The organism is Hymenobacter chitinivorans DSM 11115 (assembly GCF_002797555.1).
In the GTDB taxonomy this organism is placed as follows: domain Bacteria; phylum Bacteroidota; class Bacteroidia; order Cytophagales; family Hymenobacteraceae; genus Hymenobacter; species Hymenobacter chitinivorans.
This window is the reverse complement of sequence record NZ_PGFA01000002.1, coordinates 123092-148602: the sequence shown is the minus strand read 5'-3', so window position 1 is coordinate 148602 and position 25511 is coordinate 123092. Positions and strand designations below refer to the sequence as shown.

15 protein-coding genes are annotated in these 25511 nt (G+C 60.2%); 13 read left to right on the top strand and 2 right to left on the bottom strand.

Annotated elements, in window-relative coordinates:
• Positions 1-4: 4 nt before the first annotated feature.
• The 11 genes from tatA (at position 5) to CLV45_RS14185 (ending at position 18649) form a co-directional block, all read left to right on the top strand.
• A complete protein-coding gene (gene tatA / locus CLV45_RS25560) occupies positions 5-415 on the top strand; it encodes a twin-arginine translocase TatA/TatE family subunit (protein WP_100337141.1) in 411 nt (136 codons plus the stop codon).
• A gap of 10 nt (positions 416-425) precedes the next feature.
• A complete protein-coding gene (gene gatA / locus CLV45_RS14230; RefSeq protein ID WP_100337140.1) occupies positions 426-1865 on the top strand; it encodes an Asp-tRNA(Asn)/Glu-tRNA(Gln) amidotransferase subunit GatA in 1440 nt (479 codons plus the stop codon).
• The gene (locus CLV45_RS14225; RefSeq protein WP_100337139.1) at positions 1865-3880 is read left to right on the top strand and encodes a LysM peptidoglycan-binding domain-containing protein; all 2016 of its coding nucleotides are present in this window, start codon (positions 1865-1867) and stop codon (positions 3878-3880) included. The genes gatA and CLV45_RS14225 overlap by 1 nt, the downstream gene beginning before the upstream one ends.
• A 348-nt stretch (positions 3881-4228) precedes the next feature.
• On the top strand, positions 4229-4783 hold the full coding sequence (locus tag CLV45_RS14220; protein ID WP_100337138.1) for a hypothetical protein: 555 nt from the start codon (positions 4229-4231) through the stop codon (positions 4781-4783).
• Between the two features lie 60 nt (positions 4784-4843).
• Positions 4844-5293, top strand: a complete 450-nt coding sequence (locus CLV45_RS14215) for a hypothetical protein (protein ID WP_100337137.1) — start codon at positions 4844-4846, stop codon at positions 5291-5293.
• 332 nt (positions 5294-5625) lie between these two features.
• Positions 5626-7896, top strand: coding sequence for an NADP-dependent malic enzyme (locus CLV45_RS14210; protein ID WP_100337136.1), 2271 nt, complete (start codon positions 5626-5628; stop codon positions 7894-7896).
• 230 nt (positions 7897-8126) lie between these two features.
• Entirely contained in the window at positions 8127-8732 is a 606-nt protein-coding gene (ruvA, locus tag CLV45_RS14205; protein ID WP_100337135.1) for a Holliday junction branch migration protein RuvA, read from the top strand.
• Positions 8733-8756: 24 nt separating this feature from the next.
• Positions 8757-16343 carry a T9SS outer membrane translocon Sov/SprA gene (gene sov / locus CLV45_RS14200; RefSeq protein WP_245882870.1) on the top strand — a complete coding sequence of 2529 codons (7587 nt, stop codon included), beginning with the start codon at positions 8757-8759 and terminating at the stop codon, positions 16341-16343.
• Between the two features lie 177 nt (positions 16344-16520).
• A complete protein-coding gene (gene gcvH / locus CLV45_RS14195) occupies positions 16521-16901 on the top strand; it encodes a glycine cleavage system protein GcvH (protein ID WP_100337134.1) in 381 nt (126 codons plus the stop codon).
• A 14-nt stretch (positions 16902-16915) separates the two neighbouring features.
• Positions 16916-17323 (top strand): VanZ family protein, encoded by a 408-nt coding sequence (locus tag CLV45_RS14190; protein ID WP_157807508.1) that lies wholly within the window; start codon positions 16916-16918, stop codon positions 17321-17323.
• A gap of 15 nt (positions 17324-17338) precedes the next feature.
• Positions 17339-18649 (top strand): M28 family metallopeptidase, encoded by a 1311-nt coding sequence (locus tag CLV45_RS14185; RefSeq protein WP_157807506.1) that lies wholly within the window; start codon positions 17339-17341, stop codon positions 18647-18649.
• Between the two features lie 172 nt (positions 18650-18821).
• On the opposite strand, the gene CLV45_RS14180 is transcribed toward CLV45_RS14185, so the two are convergent.
• Both CLV45_RS14180 and CLV45_RS14175 read right to left on the bottom strand, forming a co-directional pair.
• Positions 18822-19364, bottom strand: a complete 543-nt coding sequence (locus tag CLV45_RS14180) for a hypothetical protein (RefSeq protein WP_157807504.1) — start codon at positions 19362-19364, stop codon at positions 18822-18824.
• Between the two features lie 332 nt (positions 19365-19696).
• Positions 19697-20590 (bottom strand): YicC/YloC family endoribonuclease, encoded by an 894-nt coding sequence (locus tag CLV45_RS14175; RefSeq protein ID WP_100337130.1) that lies wholly within the window; start codon positions 20588-20590, stop codon positions 19697-19699.
• A 160-nt stretch (positions 20591-20750) separates the two neighbouring features.
• Between CLV45_RS14175 and CLV45_RS14170 the strand changes: the two genes are divergently transcribed.
• Complete coding sequence (locus CLV45_RS14170; RefSeq protein WP_100337129.1) at positions 20751-23603, top strand: TonB-dependent receptor; 2853 nt, start codon at positions 20751-20753, stop codon at positions 23601-23603.
• Positions 23604-23734: 131 nt separating this feature from the next.
• Positions 23735-25459: a T9SS type A sorting domain-containing protein gene (locus CLV45_RS14165; RefSeq protein ID WP_100337128.1), complete on the top strand. Its 1725-nt coding sequence runs from the start codon at positions 23735-23737 to the stop codon at positions 25457-25459.
• Positions 25460-25511 lie beyond the last annotated feature (52 nt).

Below are 25511 nucleotides of genomic sequence, written 5' to 3'. Positions count from 1 at the left end.
TATCATGCAGACTCCCACATTCCTCTTCCTGGGCGACCTTGGCGGCGGCGAAATCATGCTGATCATGGTCGTTATCCTGATCTTCTTCGGCGCCAACAAGATTCCCGAACTGGCCCGGGGCCTGGGTAAAGGCATCCGCGAATTCAAAGACGCGTCGCGCGAAATTCGCAGCGAGTTTGAAAACGCCGATCAGCCCCGCCACAACCCCAACGCCGGCTACCAAGCGCCGCCCGTGTACCCAGCTCCCGCTGCGGCCGAGCAGCCCACCACGCCCGTGCATCCCAATGCCGCCGATAATGCCAACGTGGCTTACTCGGCTCCTGCTACTCCGGTAGCGCCGCCCATGGACGGCGGCATTACGCCCCCGGTGCCGACCCCGGAAGAGCGGCCCCGCCTTGATCAAATGACCAACTGATAGCAACCACTTGAGACGCTTTACCTCTCTTACGGAAGTTCGCAACGAGCTGACGGCAGGCACCACGACCTGCCGTCAGCTCGTGGAGTATTATCTGGATAACATCCAGAAGAAAAGCCATTTGAATGCTTTTCTGGAAGTGTGGCCCGAGGAAGCCCGCGCCCAGGCCGAGGCCGTGGATGCCAAACTAGCCGCCGGCAGCGCCGGTAAGCTGGCCGGCATGGTCATCGGGCTGAAGGACGTACTGGCCTATAAAGACCACGCCCTGCAAAGCAGCAGCCACATCCTGGACGGCTTCAAGTCGCTCTTTACCGGTACGGCCGTGCAGCGCCTGCTCGACGAAGACGCCATCATCATCGGCCGGCAGAACTGCGACGAGTTTGCCATGGGCGCTTCCAACGAGACGTCCTACTTCGGGCCGGCCCGCAACGAAATTGACCCCGAGCGGGTCCCCGGCGGCTCGTCGGGAGGCTCGGCCGTGGCCGTGCAGGCCGACTTGTGCCTGGCCTCGATTGGCTCGGATACCGGCGGCTCGGTGCGGCAGCCAGCGGCATTTTGCGGTGTTGTGGGCTTTAAACCGACCTACTCGCGCATTTCGCGCTACGGTTTGGTAGCCTATGCTTCGTCGTTCGACCAGATCGGCACCCTGACCCGCTCGGTGGAAGACGCGGCCCTGCTGCTGGAAGTAATGGCCGGCCCCGACGAGTTTGACTCGACCGTGAGCCAGCAGCCCGTGCCGGCCTACAGCGAGTTGCTCACGCCCGCGCCCCATTACCGCGTCGGCTATATCCGCGACACGATGGAGCGGCCCGGTCTGAACCCCGAAATTAAGGCGGCGGTGGAAGAAACCCTGGACACGCTGCGCGGCCAGGGCCACGTGGTAGATGCCGTGGACTTCCCCTACCTCGACTACATCGTGCCCTCGTACTACATTCTGACCACGGCCGAAGCCAGCTCCAACCTGAGCCGTTTCGACGGGGTGAAGTACGGCTACCGCGCCCCGGATGCTACCGATCTGGAGTCGCTCTACAAGAAAACCCGCGCCCAGGGCTTTGGCCCCGAGGTGCAGCGCCGAATTCTGCTGGGCACCTTCGTGCTGTCGGCCGACTATTACGACGCCTATTATACTAAAGCCCAGCGGGTTCGTCGTTTGATTAAGGACAAGACCGACGAGCTGCTGCGCCAGTACGATTTCCTGGTACTGCCCACCACGCCGACTACGGCGTTCAAGATTGGCGAAAACCAGAAAGATGCCCTGGCTATGTATCTGGCCGACATTTTTACCGTACAGGCTTCCCTGGCGGGCGTACCGGCCATTTCGGTACCGGCCGGGGTCGACTCAGCCGGGCTGCCCATTGGCGTGCAGATACTCAGCGGCGCGTTCCGCGAGGAGCATCTGCTGGCCTTTGCCAATTCGCTCACGGAATCCCTCACTCCAGCCATTCCCTGATGAAAAAGCCGTTGCTGCGCGTTGCCGCCCCTTTTCTGCTCCTGGCTTTTACGGCCCGCCCCAGCGCGGCGCAAGTACAACCCGAACTGAATCCGGCCGGCACGCGCAGCAACGACACGGTGCGCGTGCAGCTCACCCAGCCCCTCGACTCGCTGGTGGCGGAACCCCAATCGGCCCAGGACTCGGCCCGGCTGGTGTGGCTGCAAACCCCGCCCGGCCTGCAGGACCTAGTCGGCGACCGGGTGGCCTGCCTCGACACCGACATGCCGCACGTGTTCAATGGCACGGTGATGAGCTTCGTGAACTACTTCACTTTGCGCAACCGGGGCTACACCCAGCGGATTCTAGAGCGGCAAAACCTGTATTTCCCGCTGTTTGAGAAGTATCTGGCCAAGTACCACCTGCCTCAGGATCTGAAATACCTGGCCGTGGTGGAATCGGCCTTGCTGCCCACGGCCCGCTCCCGGGTGGGTGCCGTGGGTTTGTGGCAGTTTATGGGCCCTACCGGGCGCGACATGCGGCTGGTGCAGAACGAGTACATCGACGAGCGGATGAACCCGGAGAAGTCGACGGAGGCGGCCTGCAAATACCTGCGCGACCTGTACCGCCTCTTTGGCGACTGGGAGCTGGTGCTGGCGGCCTACAACTGGGGCGGCGGCAACGTGCAGCGGGCCATGAAGCGCACCGGCAAAAAGACCTTCTGGGACCTGTATCCGCAGCTGCCTAAGGAAACCCGCAACTACGTGCCCACCTTCACGGCGGCCATGTACACGTTGCAGTACGCCAAGGAGCACGGCCTGCACAACGACTCGCTGCGCTACCTCTACCCCGAAGCCACCGACACGCTGGTTATTTCGGGCCGCAGCCTGGACTTGCGCAAGTTCTCGGCCCAGTTTGGCCTCGACTCGGCCGCGCTGGGGCGCTACAACCCCGAAATCCGCAAGACCTACCTACCCGAATCCATCCAGAATTACAAGCTGACGGTGCCCGCCTGCGTGCGGACCGAGCTGGCGCTGCTGGACCGTGCCACGGTGCTGGACTTCTGCAAAGTGGTAGTGCCCCCACCCCGCCCCATTACGCCCCTGGTACCGGCCCTCCCCCCGGCCGACTCGGCAGCGGCGGCGCTGGCCGCGGCGGCCAAAGCGGCGGAGAAACCCCAATACCGCCGGATTCGGCACTCGGTGAAGCGCGGAGAAACGGTGGCCGACGTGGCGGAGCGCTATGACGTGAGTCCCGCCCAGGTGCGGCGCTGGAATCAACTGCGGAAAGGCAAGGCCCTGGTGCCCAAACAGCAGCTCGTGGTGTTCGTACCAATAGAAGCTTCCGAAACGCCGGCTCCCGCAGTAGCGGCCGTCGTGCGCAAGGCTGCGGTGCCGGCCAAGCTCCCCTTGCCGGGTGAGAAACCGGAGAAGGAAGCCGTAGCCAAAGCCGTGGCCCAGGAAGTGGCCGCCATTACGACGAAGCCGACCAAAGCCGCACCCGTAGCGGCCGACAAAGACTCGACCGAAGAAGCCACACCGGAAAAAGCCGTGGCCGCCGCGCCCGTGCGCCCCGCCCGCAGCAGCCGGGAGCGGGAGGCCGCTGCCGAAGCGAAATCCGCCGCCGGCGCTACTGCCGACGATGACAGCCTGCCCGCCGAGTACACCGTGCGCCGGGGCGACAACCTAACCAAGCTGGCCCGGGAGCGGGGCCTGACTGTGGCTCAGCTCATGAGCTGGAACAGCCTTGCCACCGAAGCCGTAGTGCCGGGTCAGAAGTTGCTTTTCCGGGCCCCGACCGAAGCCGAAGCCACGGTGGCAGCTAAAACCGTGGCCCGCCGCACCCCGGCTAAGCCCACAACCGCGCCGGCTGCCGAGGTCCTGCCGGCCCCGAAAGTACACCTCGTGCAGCCCGGCGACACGCTCTACAACATTTCCCGCCGCTACCAGGGCGTCACGGTGGAGCAGTTGCGGCGGCTCAACCATCTGAAGTCGGATGAGGTGAAACCGGGGCAGAAGCTGCTGGTGCAGGGCTAAGGCCTTCGGCACCTCCGCATACTAGAGGCCACTCCGCACGGGGTGGCCTTTTTTTTAAGTTAATTTTTACCCGGCGGCATGTAGCTCTGTGCGTATCTGAGGGGCCCTTTCGTAGTCAATATCGTCCGCGCGTAAAGTCTAATTTCGCTGGATTCTCGCTGCCGCGCCCCAAAACCGGGTGCTATACTTACGCACTCTTTCGCACGGCTACTACCAAGAATCTTATCTACCATCCGGCCGGCCTACGGCTAGTGCCGGCGTTGACCCTGCCCAACGTGGTGGTAGTCCCTAAAATGCGTTGGGCCTTTCCTACCTGTTTAGCTTGCTTCCCTCTTCACTTGTACTCGTATGAAACTGCTCCCCCTTTTACTCCTCCTGCTTACCGCCAGCGCCTGCAAAAAAGAAAAGACCGAGCTGGAAAAGCTGCCCGACGCCTCCCAGACCGGCAGCGGAGCCGGCGCGTTTCTGCTGGATGGGCACGCCTGGCTGCCCGATAAGAGCAAAACCATCAACATCGGCGGCGGGAGCAGCGGGTTCCCGGCTCAGTGGCGGCACACCAAAACGGGCCGCCCCCTCGAACTCACCTTCGGCAAATCAAGTGACGGCACTGGCTTGAACATCTACTTACCCGACGTCCGAAAAACTGGCACCTTTCAGCTCGACCACCAATTCAGCATTATGCTCGGCGACCGGAACCCGGCCTATGGGCTCTATTTTATGACGAAAAGCCTCTCCTTACCGCGAAGCTTCCTGACGGGTCCCACCGCCACGGGCTCACTCACTATTACGCGCTTCGATACCATAGCCCACATCGTATCGGGCACCTTCGAGATGACCGTCAAAGATGAAATTGGCCCGGAAACCCACCAGCTCACTCACGGCCGCTTCGACTATCCGTTTTAACCCTGCAGCTACCTTTTTTATCCATCAATTCACTTTATCTACCCCTTAATTCTCTTCGTTATGCCTACCCCCAACAACCTGCAGATCAAGCTCTCGGAAGCGGATCTGCAAAAAATAAACGACGCGCTGGACGCCCTCGACAAGGCCCTGGCCCCGGTCCTTGTCACCCTCACCGGCAAGGAAGTGCAGCGCCTACCCAAGGCCAGTGGCGCCTCCCTGCCCTTTATGCAAAAGTCCCTCGACCTGGCCGAGCAGCACCCGCAGTTTGCTCCCGGCTACGTGGATATTCCCGGCCTGCGCCTCGACCTGAAGGCCTGGGAGGAGTTCCAGAGCATTGCGCGGCGCCTGCAGCCCCTGGCCACCAACCTGGCCGCCACCAACGTGAAGCTGGGCAGCAAACAGGGTATCTCCGGCGCCCAGGATGCCCAGGATGCCCACGCCACCCTCAAAACCCGCTTCGAGCAAAGCAAGGAGAAGGTAGCCAAACCCGCCACTCCAAGGCGTAAATGAAAAGAGTAGCGCGAACGTTGGCTGCGCCGACCTCCGGTTGTAGTTCGCGTGCCAGAACGACACTAATGGCGCGGGGTACACGAACTACAACCGGAGGTCGGCGCAGCCAACGTTCATGCTACGAGCTACCATGGCCAGCCCCGCTATTCAGGGGGCGCCGGATAAAATTCATCCGAGTTCCTGTGAATTTTATCCGGCGGCGCGGGAAGCTCCTGGGGCCGGCGGGGGCTATTGTTGGGGTAGTGGGAAGGCAATCGGCTTTGATTCCGGCTGATTTCGCCCCAACTTGCTTACTTGCTTTGTAGCAACCCCTCATCTATTGCTCCGCCCCTATGCTCAAAATCAATAAACAGGAAGCCCTCGATTACCACTCCCAGAACCCCGCCGGGAAGATCGAAGTGGTGCCCACCAAGCCCGTCAGCACCCAGCTGGATCTGGCCCTGGCCTACTCCCCCGGCGTGGCCGAGCCCTGCAAAGCCATTGCCGCCAACAAGGACGACGTGTATAAGTACACCGCCAAGGGCAACCTGGTGGGCGTTATTTCCAACGGTACGGCCGTGCTGGGGTTGGGCAACATCGGCCCCGACGCCTCCAAGCCGGTGATGGAAGGCAAGGGCGTCCTGTTCAAGAAATTCGCCGGCCTCGACTGCTTCGACATCGAAATCGACTGCACCGACCCCGAGGAGTTCGTGCGCATCGTCAAGTCGCTGGAGCCGACCTTCGGCGGCATCAACCTGGAAGACATTAAAGCTCCCGAGTGCTTCGTCATCGAGAAGGCCCTGCGCGAGCAGATGACCATTCCGCTGATGCACGACGACCAGCACGGCACGGCCATTATTTCGTCGGCGGCCCTGCTCAACGCCCTGGAGCTGGTGGGCAAAGACATCAAGGACATCAAGCTCGTGGTGAGCGGCGCCGGAGCTGCCGCCATCAGCTGCCTGCGCCTCTACCGGGAACTGGGCCTGAACGTGCAGAACGTGACGGTCTTCGACAAGGACGGCGTAATTAACCAGCACCGCACCGACCTGGCCGAGCTGCAGATGCAGTTTGCCACCAGCAGCTCCGTCACCACCCTGGCCGAGGCCATGGAAGGCGCCGACGTGTTTCTGGGCCTCTCGGCGGCCAACGTGCTGCCGCCCGAGTTGCTGCTGCGCATGGCCGACAACCCCGTGGTGTTTGCCCTGGCCAACCCCGACCCGGAAATCGTGTACGAGCTGGCCGTGGCCACCCGCCCCGACATCATCATGGCCACCGGCCGCTCGGACCACCCCAACCAGGTGAACAACGTGCTGGGCTTCCCCTACATCTTCCGGGGCGCTATGGACGTGCGGGCCACCGAAATCAACGAGGCCATGAAGCTGGCCGCCGTGCAGGCCCTGGCCGAGCTGGCCAAGGAGCCCGTACCCGACATGGTGAACAAGGCCTACGGCGACAACACCCTGGCCTTCGGCCGCAATTACCTCATTCCCAAGCCCCTCGACCCCCGCCTGATTACCACCGTCAGCGTGGCCGTGGCCAAGGCCGCTATAGCCAGCGGCGTAGCCCGCCGCGAAATAACCGACTGGCTGGCCTACGAGGACGAATTGCGCAGCCGCCTGGGCGTAAACCAAAAGCTGATGAACCGCATTACCAGCGCGGCCAAGGCCAACCCCAAGCGCGTGGTATTCGCCGAAGGCGACAATTACAAAATCCTCAAGGCGGCCCAAATCGTGTACGACGAGGGCATTGCCCTGCCCATTCTGCTCGGCAACCGCAAGAAGATTGACGCCATTGCCCGCGCCAATAGCCTCGACTTGGAAGGCTGCCAGATTATCGACATCCTGGAGGAAGACGCCAAGCGCGACGAGTACGCCGAGCTGCTGTTCCGCAAGCGGCAGCGCCGCGGCATCACGCTCTACGAAGGCCGCCGCCTGCTGCGCGAGCGGAACTACTACGCCTCGATGATGGTCGAAACCGGGGAAGCCGATGCCTTTATTACCGGTCTGAGCAAGGACTACGGCAAGAGCATTCTGCCCTCGTTGCAGGTCATCGGCGTGGATGACGGGGTGAAGCGCGTGGCCGGCCTCTACATCATTCAGCACAAGAAAGGCCCGTTCTTCTTCGCCGATACCACCGTGAATATCGACCCCACGGCCGAAGAAATGGTGGACATCATCGGGCTGGCGGCCCGCACCGTGCGCTTCTTCGACACCGAGCCCCGGGTAGCCGTGCTGAGCTACTCCAACTTCGGCTCCAACCCCGGCCCCTTGCCCGATAAGGCCCGCCTGGCCACCGAGCTGGCCAAGAAGCGCTACCCCGACCTGCTCCTCGACGGTGAAATGCAGGCCAACACGGCCCTGAACCCCGAGCTGCTGCGCGAGCAGTATCCCTTCTCCGACCTGGCTCAAGACGGCGCCAACACCCTAATTTTCCCCAACGTGGTATCGGGCAACATTGCCTACAAGGTGCTGCAGGAAATCGGGGGTGCCGAGGTTATCGGGCCGGTGCTGATGGGCATGCGCAAGCCGGTACACATCCTGCAGCTGGGCGCCTCGGTGCGCGAAATCGTGAACATGACGGCCATTGCCGTCGTGGATGCCCAGACCAACCGCAAGCCGTTGTAAGAAGCCGGTCAAAACCAGCTTAAACATCCGAAAAACGGGATGTTTCCGCCAGCAAACTCGGCGGAAACATCCCGTTTTTTAGTGGAAAAAGCCAGTAGATTTGGGATAGAAAAAGACGGGCTTACTGTTTCTTTTCACCGGACCTTCACCAGCGTCGAGTATGGCAATATCCCTATTAAGCCGTAGTGGGTGCCGGGTCCCGTTCAGTTTCTTATTCTTAGCTTGCCTGCATGATTGCGTACATCGACGGAAAACTAGCCTACAAGGACCCTACCATGGCCATCATGGACGTGAATGGCGTGGGGTATGAGATTAAAATTTCGCTGGCCACCTACTCCAAGCTGCCCGGCGAAGGCGAGAAGGCCAAGATTTATACCTACCAGCACATCAAGGAAGATGCCCAGGCCCTGTACGGCTTCCTGGACCCCAACGAGAAGGCCCTGTTTATGCACCTGATTTCGGTGTCGGGCATCGGGCCGGGCACGGGCATCATGATGGTCTCGTCAATGTCGGTGGGCGAAATTCGCCACGCCATCGTCAATGAGGATGTGCGCTCCATTCAGAGCATCAAAGGAGTAGGCCCCAAAACGGCCCAGCGCGTAATTCTGGACCTGCGCGACAAGCTGCGCAAGGATGAACTGCTCAGCAAAGCCGGCGTGGATACCGTGCCGCTGGCCCGGGCGCACAATACGAACCGCTCGGAAGCGTTAGCGGCCTTAGTGACTTTGGGCTTTGCCCGCGCCGCCGCCGAGAAGAACCTGGACCAGATTCAGCAGAAGCACGGCAGCGAGTTGAGCGTGGAGGAACTGATTAAATTTGCTCTGAAGTCCCATTAGAATTTTACCTGGCCCCGCGTCTGCTTGTTACACTTGAACTCCGGTAAGAAGTCCCTCACCGTTTCGGTAGTTATTGTCGCGTCCTTGCTGGCCTGGTGGTCGCAGGCGGCACCTACCGCAGCTGGTCCCTTTGCCTTGCGTCAGCTGTGGGCCTGGCTGCCTAAGCCCGGTCGGCTCCGTGGCGCAGCCCTTGTGGCCGCCCCCGACACGCCCCGGGTGGCACTTTCCGACACGAGCCGCTACCGGCCCAGCCGCCGCCCCAAGGTGGCGCCCGAGGACCGGCCCGGCTCGCCGTTTGCGCCCCAGCGGCGGCAGTCGCCGCTCTTGCTGGATCTGCCCTCGAACGTGAACCTGCAGGTAACGCCCGACGACAGCTTAGAATACTACGATGTGCGCGAAAAGGTTGGGACCGACATTGATTTTCGGGACCCGAGCCGGCTTACGTTCGAGGAGTACTCGGAGTGGCAGCAGCGCCGGGCCGTGCGCGACTATTTCCGGACCCGCTCGGCCGGCGGGGTCGTCGGCGACCCGGCCGCGCCCGAAACCAAGCGCCTGATTCCCAAGATTTACCTGGGCCCCATGGCCGACCGTCTCTTTGGGGGCAGCTACGTCGATATCCGGCCCAACGGGGCCGTAACCCTGCGCATGGGCGCACGCTTCAACCGCAACCTGAACCCCACGCTGACCCTGCGCCAGCAGCGGGTGGGCGACTTTCAGTACGAGCAGAACATGAACCTGAACCTCACCGGCCAGATCGGGGAGAAACTGCGGCTCACGTTCAACTACGACACCAAGGCGGCCTTCGACTTCGAGAACAACATGAAGCTCGATTATACGGGCTTTGAGACGGAAATCATCCGCAAGATTGAGCTGGGCAACGTGAGCTTGCCGCTCAACAACTCCCTGATTCAGGGCGGGCAGAACCTGTTCGGCGTCAAGACCCAACTGCAGTTTGGCAAGCTGGCCGTGACGGCCGTAGCCAGCACCCTGCGCGGCACCGCCGACGCGGTAAGCGTGCAGAACGGAGCCCAGAGCCGCAACTTCGAAATTAAGTCGAGCCAGTACGAGCGGGACCGGCACTTCTTCCTATCCCAGTTTTTCCGGGACCGGTACGACGCGGCCCTGCGCAACCTGCCTACGATTCAGTCGGGGGTGGAAATCAACAACATCGAGGTTTACGTCACCAACGACAACCGCCAGAGCGACAACCTGCGCAACGTGGTGGCCCTGATGGACTTGGCCGAGCCGGTGCGGGTGTACCGCTCCCAGTTTCAGCGCACCGCCAGCCGCACCCCGGCCGCCAACGAGTCGAACCCCGAGTACCAGGACGTGGTACTGGCAGATCCCAGTGCCCGGAACATTGAGTCGGTAGACAACTACTTGAACAACAGGTACGGTGGCCTGCAGCAATTGGCCAAAACCGTGGACTACGAACGGGTGCGGGCCCGCCTGCTGAACTCCCGCGAATACACCTTCAACGCTCAGCTGGGCTACCTGTCGTTGAACACGCCCCTGCTGCCCGAGCAGGTGCTGGCCGTGGCGTATACTTACACCTACAACGGTAAGAGCTATACCGTCGGCGAGATTTCGACCAACTCGACGCAGGTAAACCAGGATCAGGTGATTTACCTGAAGATGCTCAAGGCCAGCAACCCCGGCGTGAACCTGGCTAACCCCAACGTCAACCCGGCGAACAAGAACCTGGAAACGCGCAACCTGCCGACCTGGGATTTGATGATGAAAAACATCTATTCCCTGAACGCCAGCCAACTCAACCGCGACAATTTCCAGCTGCAGATTGTGTACAAGGACGACGCCACCGGCGTTGACCTCATCTCGCTCAAGGAAGGCCAGAGGATTGCCAACAAACCGCTGATTCAGGTCCTGAACCTGGACAATGTGAACCCCAACAACGACCAGAACCCCGACGGCAACTTCGACTTCTTCCCGGGCACGACCATCGACCCGGACCTGGGCAAGATTATCTTCCCGGTAGTGGAGCCTTTCGGTAGCTACCTGCGGGCCCAGTTTGACACCACGGGCGCGGCCGGCGGCAACGCCCAGCGCGAGCGGGACCTGGCCCGCCAGTACGTGTACCAGGAGCTCTACACCCAAACGCAGAGCGACGCCCAGCAGCGCCAGGAAAAGGATAAGTTTTTCCTGCGGGGCCGCTTCCAGGCCACCGCTACCGACGAAATCAGCCTGCCCGGCCTGGGCATTGCGGAGGGCTCGGTGCGGGTTACCTCGGGCAGCACGGTGCTGGAGGAAGGCCGCGACTACCAGGTATTCTACGACCAGGCCAAGGTCAAGATTCTCAACGCCAGCTATCTGAATTCGGCCAACGAGCTGAAGGTGTCGTTTGAGAAGAACGCCCTGGTGCAGGTGCAGCCGCGCAAGCTGCTCGGGGCCCGCTTCGACTACCGCCTCAACCAAGACGTGAACTTCGGGGCCACGGTGCTCCACCTGCTCGAAAACCAGGCCCCGGGCATCAACCGTGTCAACATCGGCGACGAGCCGGGCAACAATACCATCTACGGCTTCGACGTGAACATGCGGCGCGAGTCGCGGGCCCTGACCAAGTACCTGGACATGCTGCCCCTGATTTCGACCAAGGAGCCCTCGTCGGTGGCCTTCAGCGGGGAAATTGCCCAGCTGGTGCCCGGCAAGTCCAAGCTCGGCCGCGGCGAAGACGGGGTGTCTTACATCGACGACTTCGAAAACGCCCGTACGCCGTACTCCCTGGGCGGCGTCAGCGCGGCCACGGCCTGGCGCCTGGCGGCCACGCCCATTACCGTTCCGAAGCCGGCCAATACCAACGACCTGGGCTATGGCTTCAAGCGGGCTAAGCTGGCCTGGTACACCATCGACCAGACCTACTACACCGGCGGCCCCGGCAAGCCCGGCAACATCAACGACAACGACCTGAAGGAGCACTATACCCGGGGTATTCAGCGTACCGAAATCTTCCCCAACCGGGACGTGGGCGCCACCGGCAACGGCTTCGAATACTCCCTGGACCTGGCGTATTTTCCGCAGGAACGCGGGCAGTACAACTACAACCCCGCGGTTTCGCCCGACGGCAAATTTTTGAACCCCGGCAACCCGACGCTCAACAAAGACAACTACGGCGGCATCAGCCGGGAAATCACCTTCGACACCGATTTCGACAACGCCAACGTCGAGTACATGGAGTTCTGGATGATGGACCCCTTCATCGGCGGAGCCCGCGGCCACATCAAGGATTCGGAAGGCACCGACTTTGACAACACCGGCCGCCGGACCGGCGGGGAACTGTACCTGAACCTGGGCTCGGTATCGGAAGACCTGCTGGTGGATGCCAACCAGCACGAGTTTGAGAACGGCCTGCCCACCGACCCGGCTACCATCGAACAAGACACCAAGAAGACTCTGTGGGGCCGCGTGACCCGCCAGCAGTTCCTGACCGATGCCTTCAGCGCCGCCCCCGGTGGCCGCACCCGCCAGGACATCGGCCTCGAAGGTCTCGACGATAACGAGGAAAAGGCATTCTTCAACGGGGTGTACAGCGGCGTAGCCGACCCCTCGGCCGACAACTTCCGTCACCACCTCGACGACTTCTACACCAACAACAACTACAAGATTCTGGGCCGCTATAAGCAGTATAACGGCATGGAAGGCAATTCCCAGGAGAACAGCCAGCTGAGCTCCACGGCCCTGCCCGACAAGGAAGACCTGAACCGCGACAACGTCATTTCGGACACGGAGCGGTACTACGAGTGGAAAATGAGCCTGCGCCCCGGTACCCTGGAAGTAGGCCAGAACTACATCGTGGACAAGGTGACCAACTCCGTCAACGGCGACCAGGTGTCGTGGTACCAGTTCCGCATCCCGATCCGGCAGCCCTCGGCCGTGCGCGGCACGCCCAATGGGGAGCCATTCGGCTTCAAATCCATCCGCTTCGTGCGCATGTACCTCACCGGCTGGGACCAGCCCGTGGTGCTGCGCATGGTGCAGCCCCAGTTTGTGGCCAACCAGTGGCGCCGCTTCCTAAGCCCGATTTCTCAGCCCGGCGCCCCCTGCCTGAACTGCGGCACCGACAATACGCCCTTCACCATCTCGACGGTGAGCATCGAGGAAAACGGCATTGCCGGCGTGAGCGGCACCGACGCCATTCCCTACGTGCTGCCGCCCAACATTCAGCGCGACAAGGAATACGGCTCCAGCACCGTTAACCGGCAGCAGAACGAGCAGTCCTTGCGCCTGTGCGTGGAAGACCTGCGCGATGGGGTGGGCAAGGCTGCCTACAAGAATATTAACATCAGCATGCTGCGCTACAAGCAGCTGCGCCTGTTCTTGCACGCCGAAAGCGACGACCGGAACCTAGCCGATGGGGCTGTGCGGGCCTTCGTGCGCATCGGCACCGACTACACCCAGAACTACTACGAGTACTCCCTGCCGCTGCGCATTACCCGGCCCGGCGCCACGGGGCAGCGCGAAATCTGGCCCGAGGAAAACGAAATCCAGATTTCCTTCCAGCAGTTTATCGACGCCAAGGCGACCCGCAACCAACAGCACGTGGACCTGAATGTGCCCTACGTGACCCAGCTGCCCAACGGCGCCACCATTACCATCCTGGGTAACCCCGACTTTAGCGCCGTGCAGGGCGTCATGATTGGCGTGCTCAACCCCGTAGACGACAACGCGCCCAAGTCTTTGTGCCTGTGGGCCGATGAGTTCCGGGTGTTCGACTTCGAGCGGGAAAATGGCTGGGCAGCCACGGCCCGCTTCAATACCAAGCTGGCCGACCTGGCCAACATCACCGCTACCGGCAGCTTCACCTCCGTGGGCTTCGGCGGCCTGCAGGACAAGGTGGCCCAACGCTCCCTGGACAACGTGCTGCGCGGCGACCTGAACGCGGCCGTTGCCGCCGACAAGTTCCTACCCGAAAAGCTGGGCCTGCGGATTCCGGTGCTGGTGCAGGCCGGGCAGGAAAGCCGCAGCCCCAAGTACGACCCCCTCGACCCCGATACCAAGCTCGAGCAGTCCTTGCAGAAGTTTGAAACGGCTGAGGAACGAGCGGCCTACCGCAAAGAGGTTATCGACCAAACTAATAGTCGAAGTATCAGCCTGCTCAACGTGCGCAAGGAGCGGATCAACCCCGAGAAGAAGGTACGGCCCTACGACGTGGAAAATTTCGCCCTGAGCTACGCCCTGACCGAGCGCACGCACACCGACATCCGCACCGACCGGGACTACACCAAAACCTACACCGGGGCCCTGGCCTACGTGTACCAGACGACGCCCAAAAACTACACGCCGCTGGCCAAGGTGAAGGCACTGGATTCGCCTTACCTGAAGATTTTCCAGGATCTGAACTTCACGCCCCTGCCCAGCCGCTTTGCCTTCCGGGCCGACCTGGACCGGCGCTACAACGAGCGGCAGCTGCAGCGCACCCAGCTGCCGGGCCAGGTGCCGACTACCGACGGTATTGCCCCGATTTACCAGAAGAGCTTCTTCTTCAACCGGATTTACGACCTGAAGTGGGACCTGACCAAGAGCCTGATCTTCGACTACACTGCCAATAACCGCTCGGTCATCGACGAGGGGGCCGGGCCGAGCGTGGGCAATGACCCCATTGCCCAGGCCAACCGCCAGGAGCTGCGCAACAACCTGCTGCGCGGGGGCCGGACCACCAACTTCAACCAAACCATTGCCCTGACCTACCGGCTGCCCCTGGATAAGTTTCCCCTGACCGACTGGCTGTCGGCCGACACGCGCTACGCGGCTAACTATAGCTGGCAGGCCGCTTCTACAGCAATGCGGACATCCCTGTTTCCCACTGCCAAAGACCCGGATAGCCTACGCCTTACCCAACCCGTCAATATTGGCAATACGCTGCAGAACAACGCCGAAATCAGCGCCAACGGCAGAATTGACTTGGTGAAGCTCTACAACAAAGTACGCTACCTCAACATCATCAATAACGCCCAGCCGCCCGGCCAGCAGGAGCGGGCCGCCGGCCGCCGCGGGACCCTGACGCCGCCCGCGCTGGGTCAATTGCGGGACAAGGACCAATCGACGGCTGCCACCCCCGCCCAGGACTCGGCCAAGGGTCCGGAGCTGCGCGCCCTCAAAGCCGTGCTCCGCTCCCTGATGACGGCCCGCTCGTTGAACTTCACCTACACCCGCAGCACTGGCACGCTGGTGCCCGGCTATTTGCCCGGCACCCGTTTATTCGGGCTGAACAACGACTATGCCCCTGGCATCCCCTTTGTTCTGGGCAAGCAGTACGAGTTGGACGACCTCTACAACCGCGTCAGCTCCAACGGTTGGTATACCCAGCGCAGTGACCTGCTCAACACTCCATTCAGCTCGTTGCTGACTGAAAACCTGACCCTGCGCACTGCCCTGGAACCGTTCCGCGACTTTAACATTCAGCTGGACGGCCGCTGGCAGCGGGTGCGCAACAACGAGACGTTCTACCGCCTGGCCTTGGATCCTATCACCCTGCTGCCCTACACCCGTACCGTCGGCGACTTCGGCCCCGGCAGCCTGGCTGAACGGTTGCCGCAAAGCTCGGGCACGTTTACCACCTCGTTTATTTCCATCAAGACGCTGTTCGGAGACCGTTCGGAAAATGGGAACGTTTCCAAAGCATTCGAGCGGTTCATAGCCAACCGTGGCATTATCCGGGACCGGCTTCAGCAAGCCAACCCCAACGCTTATGACCCTAGCCGGCCCGACAAGACGGGTGCCTACGGCTACAACTCGCAGGAAGTACTCATTCCAGCCTTTATTGATGCTTACCAGGGCCGTTCGTCGGATGGCTACAAGGCTAAGAAGTTCAACCCCTTCGCCTTGCTACCCGTGCCCAACTGGCGCATCGACTACAACGGCCTGGCTGAGCTGCCCTTTATGAAGCGCTACTTCCGCTCCATCACCCTGAATCACCAGTATTCCTCGTCGTACACGGTAGCCAGCTACACTACCTCCACGCTGTACGGGCAGGAGCCCGGTTCCTTCCCGGACCTGCTCAACACCTCCGGGCAGTTTATTCCTTACTTCATCGTGGGGCAGGTAACCATTGCCGAGCGCCTCTCCCCGCTGATTGGCGTCAACTTCCAGACCCTGCAAAAAGTCACCGGCCGGGTAGAGCTGCGCACGGAACGGGGTATTACCCTGAGCACTACCAACAACGCCCAGGTAACCGAGCTACACTCCCAGGAATTGGTAATCGGCTTCGGCTACGCGACCAACCGCCTGAAGATTCCGTTCCGTATTGGCGGGGAGCAGCGGGTGCTGAAAAACGAGCTGACGGCCCGCCTCGACCTGTCTATTCGCGACAACACCACCATTCAGCGTACCATCGAAGCCGTAGTCGATCCACTTTCTCTGGACAAGAGCGGGCAGTTGTTGGTCAACGCGGAGCCTTCCGTTGGCCGGGCCAAGGGCCTGACCTCTAATGGTACCCGTCAGTTGCAGCTTCGCCCCACCATCGACTACGTGCTCAACCAGCGCCTCAACCTGCAGATTTTCTTCTCCCGCACCGTTACCGAGCCCCGGGTGCAGAACTCGTTCAGGAACTCAGCCACCGAGGGTGGGCTGCAGCTTCGCTACAGCTTGTCGCAATAAGCCGGCATGCTGGCGGCTTGAATTCCCTTTCAGCCCCGGTTCCGACAGGAGCCGGGGCTGTTTTTTTGCGTTTCGGGGTATTTGCGGGCTCCGGTCCTTAGCCATTTCGCACGCCAACCCGTACTTTTGGCTCCGGGCGCCCTGCGCCGGTATTCAACCCTCCCAAAACAACACCCCATGAATCTCCCCGCTAATCTGAAGTACACCAAAGAGCACGAATGGATTCGTGTGGAAGGCGAATTTGCTTATATCGGCATCACCGACCACGCCCAGAAAGAGCTCGGCGACATCGTGTACGTAGACATTGACACGCTCGACAAGGAAGTAGCTCAGAATGAGATTTTCGGCACTGTTGAGGCTGTAAAGACGGTTTCTGACCTGTTTAGCCCCGTATCGGGCACGGTAGTCGAAATCAACGACAAGCTCGACGGCAGCCCCGAGACGGTAAACTCCGACCCTTACGGCGACGGCTGGATGATCAAAATGAGCCTGTCGAACCCAGCCGAAATCGACGCCCTGCTCACGGCCGAAAGCTACGGTGAACTAGTCGGCGCCTAAGCCACACTTCTATCGTGCAGCCTACCGCGCCGCCCCCGCCTCGTCGCCGAGCACTTGCCGCTCTGCCCCTGGCGTGGGCGGCGCTGATTTTGGTGCTCACCCTGACGCCGGCCAAATCGATGCCGGAGGTACCACCCTGGGAGCTTATTTCCTTCGACACCGCCGCCCATGCTTTCGTTTTTCTGGTGCTGGCAGCGCTCAGCTACTTTTCCAGCATCCGGCAGCAGCGCTACGCTAGCCGGCGCCGCTACGCATTCGGCCTAGTTCTAACGGAGGGAATTCTGCTGGGCGCTTTCATCGAGTTCCTGCAGGTTACGATGGACCTTGGACGCCACGGCGAGTGGTCCGACCTTATCAGTGACGGTATCGGCACGGTGGCGGGCTTACTCCTGGCCCGGGCCTCCCGTCGCTGGTGGGCCTAAATCCCCGCAATGCCTATGCAGCCTTCTACCTCCCTGCTAACTTTCACCCGTCGTTGGGGGCTTGGTGTCGGGGCCCTGTATGGTGCAACGTTCAGTACCGGCGCCCAGAGCCAAGACTTAGGTCGCGCCCGCGCCACCATTACTACCCTGGCCGCTCCTGCCATGCACGGCCGGGGCTACGTGACCAAGGGCGAACACCGGGCCGCTCACTACATCCGCCAACGGTTCCGGCAATTAGGCTTGCGGTCTTTCACCCCGCACTACACGCAGTCCTTCCCCATCGCCATCAATACGTTCCCGGGCCGTTGCGCACTGGCCGTTGATGGCAAGCCCCTGGTGCCCGGCACCGACTTCATCCTTGAACCACATTCCGGGCCGGGGCACCTTAGCGGGCCCGTCACTTGGCTCGATACGCTGGTGTTCACCGATGAGCCCGACGGCCAACGCTTTCTGGACCGCAGCCTGCAGGGTCAAGTATTGGTCCTGCGCCACCGCGACGCGGAACGAATCCGCACTTTGCCCGATGCGTTTGCCCAGCACATTGCGCAGGCGGCGGCCGTCGTTACGCTCGTCCCTGACAAGCTTACTGCTTCCTTAGCCAGCCAGCAAGTAACCCAACCGCGCCTGCAGGTACTAGCCAGCCGCTGGCCCGCCCGTGCCGCCCAAGCCAGCTTACAGGTTGATGCCCGTCTGGTCCCTAACTATTTAACTCAAAACCTCATTGGCTACGTGCCCGGCCGTATCCAGCCCGACTCCTTCCTGGTCGTGTCGGCCCACTACGACCACTTGGGGCGCATGGGCAAGAACACGTACTTCCCGGGTGCCAACGATAACGCCAGTGGCACAGCCCTGCTCCTGGAGCTTGCCGACTACTACGCCCGGCCCGAGAACCAGCCAGCTTACTCGGTCGTGTTTATGGCCTTCGGCGCGGAAGAAGCGGGTTTACTAGGTTCCAATTATTACGTGCAGCACCCCTTATTTCCGCTGGAGAGGCTACGGTTTCTGGTTAACCTCGACCTGGAAGGAACCGGGGAGGAGGGAATCACCGTCGTGAATGGCCGGTTGCTGGAAAAGCCGTTTCGCGTGTTAGAGCAACTCAACAGTCAGCACCGCTACGTGGCCTCCATTGCGGCGCGGGGCCGGGCCGCCAACTCTGACCACTACCCCTTCTCGGAACGAAACGTTCCGGCGTTTTTCCTGTATACCCGCGGCGGCAGCAAGGCCTACCACGACGTAAACGACCAACCCCAGCAGCTAAGCCTAACGGCCTTTGCCGGCGTGTTCCACCTAGTCATCGACTTCTTCGCCGCAGTAGCCCATCAATAAGCTTTTCTTAGCCTTTTAAGCGTCGGTAGTGATTATACCGCCGTAGCCTTTGTGGATAGTCGGCCGAGTAGTGCCGTTTCTGTTGAAACGCAAGAATCCCGGAATCATCAGATCAGGATCTGACAATTCCGGGATTCTTAGCTTCTACCGGTAAGAAACCGGAGGGTAATTTTTAGCCGTTCGACTTGAACGAGGCCATGATCTGCTTGGCTACAGCCTCCCACTCGGGCTTCTGACGGTCGGCGCAGGTGAAGTTGCACATCAGCAGTTTGCCTTCCACGTCGGTGAAGAAAACCAGGTTGTATACTTCGTGGCCCAGTTCTGGCTTCATCAGTTCCATGAAACCGATTTTGCGGCCATTCACTTCCTTGACACCCTTGTTGAACCACTTCGCCTCTTTGTACTGCTTGGAGTACATCTTGTAGAAGTTGTCGGCGTACATGTCGATCATATCCTGATCGGCAGTGTTATCGGTGTAGGTGAAGGCGATGCTGGCCTCTTTGTTATTGGTGTAGATGACGCTAGGACGGCTCTGCGCTTTGGCGTAGTTGAAGTCCATCTGCTGCTCGCTCATCACCTCGAACCCCTTGGGAATCAAGATTTCAACCCGCTCGCTGAGTACACGCTTTTTAATCATTTCCACCTCGGCGAAAGGGCGGAAGGCCGACAGCATGAGCGTCAGCAAAAGTACGGGAGCTAGTAAGGCTTTTTTCATAGTAGTGGCTGAAAAAAACGTGGAATTCAAGGGTAAGTAAAACTCCGAATGTTGAGTAGTCACTCTGTTCGGATAACACAATTTACGCAGAAAATCTGAAGCTGCAAATTTTCATCTGAAAATAATTGGCTTCACTAGCTTACAACCCCTCAGGCGAACTGAAAAATGAGGTTTCAAGCTTATTGAGGGCATTTACGAGAAATAGGTATTTCTGGATGTCCTCTGGAGCAACATAAATTTTCGGGAAAAGGTATAGCGGTACAACTATACCAAAATTTATGCTAAAAGTTCAATTTTACATTCTGGTCTGGCTTGATTGGAAGTGGTTGGACTTAGAGAATGTTATTGATTTGTTCCTTTATCTTTTCCAGTTCTTCTTTCATGCCGACCACGAGGTGCTGAACCGTAGAATCGTTTGCTTTTGAACCGATTGTGTTGATTTCGCGGCCAATTTCCTGCGAAATAAAGGCTAATTTCTTTCCGCTGGGCTCGGGTATACCTACCGTTTCGATGAAGTACTGCAAATGACTGGTCAAACGGACCTTTTCCTCGGCAATGTCAAGCTTCTCAATATAGTAAAGAACCTCTTGCTCAAAGCGGACCGGATTGAACTGTTCGTGAGCTGTAAGGTCGGCCAGATGCTGCTGCAACCGCAGCCGCACCTGCTCAATCCGGGTTGGATCGTGGCGCTCTACTTCGGTCAGAAACTCTTGGATACGCTCCACATACCCGATGATTTCGCCAGTCAGGGTCTGGCCTTCATCGTGGCGAAACTGGTTGACCCGCTCCAGAGCCTCAGTGACCAGGGGCAGCAACTCCTCCCAGCTTACCTCCTCTTCCTCCTCGGCCGCGCTGGCTTCGGTAGGCGCCTGCAGCACCCCGGGCATGTTGAGAGCTAAAGCGAAGAGCTGATCCTTTGGTGCGCCCACTAGTTCGGCTGCTTTTTCCAGCTCCCGGTAGGAAGCCAGCAGCGCGTCCTGGTTGAGCACCGCGCTGGCACGGACCGCATTACGGGGCCGTACAAAGTCGAAGTTTAGGTTGACTTTTCCCCGAACCAGGCTTTTGGTTATAAGATTTCGAAGTTCCAATTCCCGGTCCTGCAAAAAGCGGGGCAAACGCAGGCTCAGATCCAGCGTTTTGGAATTCAGGGACTTGATTTCGACCGTGGCCGAATAACGGTCGGTTTCGCGATGAGCGATGCCGTAACCGGTCATGGACAAAAGCATGGAGAGCGGGAAAAGCGGGTTGGGTGAAAGCGGGTGCAAAAGTAATGGTTTTCAACATAGTATGTATATATACCCTTGACAATAACATAAGCGTAATATTGTCGCAATACTGGCATAATAGGGCTACGGTAGTTTTGTGAAACGAAAAAACCACAGCCGTATGCGCCGCTTAGGACTACTGTTTATTTTTCTGATTATCAGCTCCTTTGCTTTCGCTCAGCAAGGTGTAATCAGTGGAAAGGTAACTGATAAAAAGACGGGGGACGGCGTAATCGGCGCCACCGTGCTGGTAACCGGCACCGTGCAGGCGGCCCCGGTAGATGTGCAGGGAAATTACGAGCTCAAGCTCGACCCCGGCACCTACAATATCACGATGACCTACATCGGCTACAAGCCGCTGACTTTCGCCGGAATTGTGGTAACGGCCAATGGCAAAACCACCCTGAACGGGGTGATGGAGGAAAACACGACCAACCTGAAGGAGGTAACCGTGACGGGCCAGAAGCAGACGGGCACCGAGGTGGCCATGATTCAGGACCTGAAGAAAAGTGAGGTGGTGGTCAGCGGCATGAGCAACGACCAGATTGTGAAAACCCTGGACCGCGACGCGGCCGAAGTGGTGAAGCGCATTCCGGGCGTGACCGTGCAGAACAATAACTTTATCGTGATTCGGGGCCTGGCTGAGCGCTATAATACGGTGATGCTGAATGACGCGCTGACGCCGTCGGCCGAAACCGATACCCGCTCCTTTGCCTTCGACATTCTGCCCAGCTCGGTTATCGACCGGGTGCTGATTTTTAAGTCCGGCTCGCCGGAGCTGCCCGGCGAATTTGGTGGCGGGGTAGTGAAAGTATACACCAAGAACAGCGTGCTGGACAATACCGGCAGCCTGAGCATATCGGGCTGGGCACGCTCGACCAACACTTTTGCCGGCCGCTTTCAGCAGTCGAACCACAGTGGGACCGACTTTCTGGGCTTCGACAACAGCCAACGGGCCCTGCCCGGCACGCTGGCCGGCCTGACGCGGGAAACTCCCACGACCACGCCCACCCAGCTGCAGGAATTGCGCGGCAGCCTGCGCAATGAATTTCTACCGACCCTGACGAATTCCCGGCCTGACTTGCGCATCTCGCTGGGCATCAACCACAAGTTTGAAATTGGGGGCGTGTATATCAGCAACGTGACTTCGCTGTCGTACTCTAACACCCAGGAGCAATACAACGCCCTGCGCCAGCGCTTCACGGCCTACAACCCCACTATGCCGGACCAGCTGCCGGGCAAGTTCTTCGAATACAACGATACCCGGAGCTTGTCGGCCGTGCGGCTGGGCATCATCCACAACTATCAGGTACGCCTTAATGACCGTAACAAGCTGGAGTTTCGCAACTTCTTCAATCAGTACGGCACCGACGAGGTAGTGAACCGGAAAGGGCAGAACCTGGAAAATTCCGACCCGCTGGAGCGCAACGACTATTCCCTGCACTACCAGAGCCGAAGCATCTACTCGGGGCAGCTGGGTGGCAACCACGTGGTGGGGCCCGCCAGCCGCACTACCCTGACCTGGGCCACGGGCTACAACTACGTGTACCGGGACGAACCCGACTACCGCCAAAACCAGCAGGAGCGCGAATACGTGGCCAACAAGCCCGGCGAAATGAACCCCGAGCCGTTCCGGGTCGTCATCAACAGCCTGCCGACTACCAGCTCCCGGTTTTATGCCTCGCTGCGCGAGAATACCTACATGGGCAGCGGGCAGGTAGAGCGGAGCTACCGGGGCCGGGATACGCTGAGTGCCAACCAGTACAAGGTGCGCCTGGGCTTCTACCTGGAAGAAAAGGAGCGGACCTACGACAGCCGCTACTTCAACTACACCCGCGCCCGTAATTTCGACTACGAGAATATTGGCAACCAGCCGCTGTCGACCATTTTCAGCAACGAGAATCTGGACCCCAAGACCGGATTTGTGCTCAAGGAAAATACGCTGCCCCAGGACCGCTACACGGGCAAAAACCGTCTGGCGGCCGGCTACCTGAGCGGCGTGGCCCCGATTTCGGACCACTTCAGCGTGACTGGCGGCGTGCGGGTGGAATACAACGACAAGTCCTTGCAGTCGGGGGACACGGGCACCGACCAGTACCGCGAGACGCGCACCTTCGTGCTACCCTCCCTGAATGCCACCTACACCATCAATGAGCGGCACTTGGTGCGGGCCGGCGTGAGCGAGTCGGTGAACCGCCCCGAGTTCCGGGAGGTGGCCGACTACACGTACTACGACTTCAGCAACAACTTCTTCGTGCGGGGCAACGACTCGTTGCGCACGGCCCGCATTTACAATGCTGACCTGCGCTACGAGTTTTATCCCAGCCGCTCGGAAATGATTTCGGTGGGCATCTTTGGCAAGCGCTTCACCAACGCCATTGAGCAGGTAACGCGCTCCACGACCGGCTCGGACCTGACGCTGACTTACCAGAACGCCAGCAAGGCCTACGACGTGGGCGTGGAAGTGGAAGCCCGCAAATCGTTGCTGGACCTGACCGAAAACCATTTCCTGCAGCGCCTCTCCTTCGTAGTAAACGCCTCCCTGATTCGGAGCCGGGTGCAGATTGATACCACCCTGGCCAACAACCGCAACTTTGCCCTGACCAACCGCCCGCTGCAAGGCCAGTCGCCCTACGTGGTGAACCTGGGCGTGTTCTACCAGGATGACGAGAACCACTGGCAGATTTCGGCGCAGTACAACATCGTGGGTCCGCGCATTGCCTTCCTGGGCGACCAGAACCAGAACTTCTCGGTGATTGAGCTGCCCCGCAACGTGGTGGATCTGGGTTTGACCAAGGGCTTTGGGTCGCACTTCGAGGTGCGGGCCGGTATTCAGAACGTGCTCAACCAGGAAGTGCGGCAGTACTACGACTTCGACCGCAACAGCAAAATTAACGGCATCGAGAACGGGGCGGCTTTTGCCCGCTACCGCCGCGGCACCTACTCCACGCTGGGCGCCACCTTCCGCTTCTAGCGGGAGGTGGGCAGTAACAGTTTCTTAACCCTGGGGCGACCAAATGGTAACGTCTCACCGGGCCGAAACGCGTTAGGAAGATCAGACCTTTGAGGCGCAAAAAGCACTACTCTTCATCCTTCCATTTTCGCATGAAAAAGATTGTACTCCCGGCTCTGCTTGCTCTGGCTCTGGCATCTTCGCCGCTGGTTTCGCAGGCCCAAACCTGCCCTTCCACGGCTTCCAATGTAATTTCGGTAGGACTGGGCCGTCCCGACAAATCGGGCTTCGAAATCACGCAGAATACCACCTGGACGCGCAACAATATCTACCTGCTCAACGGGGCCGTGTACGTGAATGACGGCGTGACGCTGACCATCGAGTCGGGTACCATTATCAAAGGCGACCTGACCAACCAGGGGGCGCTGATCATCCGCCAGGGTGGTAAGATCAACGCGGCTGGTACGGCTAGCCAGCCCATCGTCTTCACTTCCAACCAGCCCGCCGGCTCGCGGGGCCCCGGCGACTGGGGCGGCCTGATCATCTGCGGCCGCGCCCCGGTAAACCTGCCCGGCAACCCCACCATTGAAGGGGGCGTGGTGGCTACCTTCGGTGGTACCAACGCGGCCGACAACTCGGGCGTACTGCAGTACGTGCGGATTGAGTACGCCGGCATTGCCTTCCTGCCCAACAACGAAATCAATGGCCTGACCCTGGGCGGCGTGGGTTCGGGCACCACCATCGACCACATCCAGGTAACGGCTTCCGGCGACGACTCCTTCGAGTGGTTTGGCGGTACGGTCAACGCCAAGTACCTGATTGCCCTGGGCAGCACCGACGACGACTTCGATACCGACAACGGTTTTTCGGGCCGCGTGCAATACGGCCTGGCTATCCGGGACCCGCGCCGCGGGGACTTTGCCTCGGGCGGGGTTTCCAACGGTTTCGAAAGCGACAATGATGCTACTGGTACGGCCAACGCTCCCCAGACGTCGGCCGTGTTTTCGAACATGACCATTCTGCTGCCCACCACCCCTACTCCGGCCTCGCCGTTCAACAACGCGGCCGGCGCCCTGATTCGCCGCAACTCGGCCCAGAGCATCTTCAATACGGTAATTACCGGCCGGCCCTACGGCCTGGAGCTGAATAGCAACTCCACCAACCTGACCACCAACAGCGCCCAGGGCGGCTCCCTGGTGTTTGCCAACAACGTGCTGGCAGGCTCCGGCACCCGCGCGGCCCGCGTCACCTCCAACAGTGGCAGCACGGCTGGCTTCAGCGTCAACACCTTCGTGGGTGGCAGCAACGACACCACCCGCACGGTGGCCGCGCTGGGCTTGAATGCCGACAACTTCTTCTTCGAGGGCAATTGCTCCAACAAGCCTTGCGTGCCAACCCTGCAACTGCCCACCGCTTCGCTGCTCAACACCGGCGCCGCCTTCACCAATGCCAAGCTGACCGGTGCTGGCAACGGCGGACCGAACAGCACCTTCGACGTGGTTACCTACCGCGGCGCATTCGGCAGCACCAACTGGGCCACGGGCTGGACTAATTTCAACCCCCAGAACACCTGCTACAACCTGCCCGGTCAGACGTTGGCTACCAAGTCGGCTTCCGACCAGGTGCAGAGCCTGAGCGTGGCGCCCAACCCCAGCGCCGGCGCCGCCCTGCTCTCGTTTGAGCTCAAGCGCGCCGACGTGGCCACCATCCGCGTTACCGATGCCCTGGGCCGCAACGTAGCCCTGATTGAAGCCGGTCGGCTGGCCGCCGGACCGCAGCAGGTAGCCCTACCGGCCTCGCTGCGCAACGGCGTGTACGTGGCCACAGTAAGCACCAGCGAAACCAGCCAGACCACGCGCTTTGTGGTAGCCAAGTAATTATCCTAGTGACGATTAATTAGTTATTCGCACTCCTACCAACCTTACGTAA